This is a genomic window from Xanthobacter sp. BG11Y11_SDJG, from assembly GCF_057364445.1.
This window is the reverse complement of the sequence record NZ_JBNFNU010000756.1, coordinates 1-954: the sequence shown is the minus strand read 5'-3', so window position 1 is coordinate 954 and position 954 is coordinate 1. Positions and strand designations below refer to the sequence as shown.

Here is a 954-nt window from a genome sequence, read left to right as displayed (position 1 = left end):
GTCCCCGGCGCGGTCGCGCCGAGGCGGGCAAGCGCCGCGCCCACGGCGTCGGGCGCCGGGAAGGGGAAGCCCTCGCCCAGCGGCAGCGGCGCGATGTCGAGCCCGAGCGCCTGAAGCTCGCCGAGCATGCGCCGGTCATAGGCATAGCCGCCCGTGGGGGTCGCAAGATCGCCCGGAAAAGCGAGGACCGCGCGCACGCTCACGAAAGATCGGCCTCGAAGGCGGCGCGCGCCACATGGGATTCGTGCAGCGTCACCCGCAGGCGGGCGATGCCGTCGCCGCCTGCCCCGAGCGCGCCGGAGCGCGCCGCCGCGGCCATGCGGTCGAAGACGTGGCGGCAGAGCACCTCGGTGGTGGTGTTGCGGCCGGCGAAGTCGGGCACCTCATCGAGGTTCTGGTAGTTGAGCGGGCCGAGGATGGCCTTGAGCGCCTCGTGGGCGCGGCCGATGTCTACCACCACGCCCTCCGGGGTGAGATCCGGCCGGAAGAAGGCGACGTCCACCACGAAGGTGGCGCCATGCAGCTTCTGCGCGGGGCCGAAGAGGTCGCCCTTGAAACTGTGGGCGATCATGATGTGGTCCCGCACCTCGACCGAATACATCCGGCAAGCCTCCCTGTTGTGTCAGTAGCGGATCACGGTGGCGATGCCCGGCGCGCCCTCGCCGAGAATACGGCCGAGGCGGGCGGGAAGATCATCGAACGCCACCTCATCGGTGATGAGCGCATCGAGGCGTTCGTCCGCCAGAAGCGCCAGCGCCATGGCGCGGCGGCGGGCGAAATCCCAGCGCGGAAGCCGCGCGGCGGGCAGCGCGCCCACCTGCGAGGAGACGAGCGCGATGCGCCGGGAATGGAAGGCGCCGCCGAGGCCGACGCCCACCTTCCGGTCGCCGTACCAGCTCATCTCCACGAGGCGCGCCTCCCGGCCGCAGCAGGCGATGGCGGCTTCGAGCCCGG

2 protein-coding genes and 1 pseudogene are annotated in these 954 nt (G+C 72.1%); all 3 read right to left on the bottom strand.

Features of this window, described 5'->3' with window-relative positions; genetic code table 11:
* Positions 1–203, bottom strand: a pseudogene (locus AC2W7M_RS26325) (glycosyltransferase family 4 protein); the annotation flags it as partial.
* Positions 200–601, bottom strand: a complete 402-nt coding sequence (locus AC2W7M_RS26320; RefSeq protein WP_486136127.1) for a 6-pyruvoyl trahydropterin synthase family protein — start codon at positions 599–601, stop codon at positions 200–202. The pseudogene AC2W7M_RS26325 and the gene AC2W7M_RS26320, both read right to left, overlap by 4 nt.
* A 21-nt stretch (positions 602–622) precedes the next feature.
* A partial coding sequence (locus AC2W7M_RS26315) for an MDR/zinc-dependent alcohol dehydrogenase-like family protein (RefSeq protein WP_486136125.1) occupies positions 623–954 on the bottom strand: 332 nt, incomplete at its 5' end.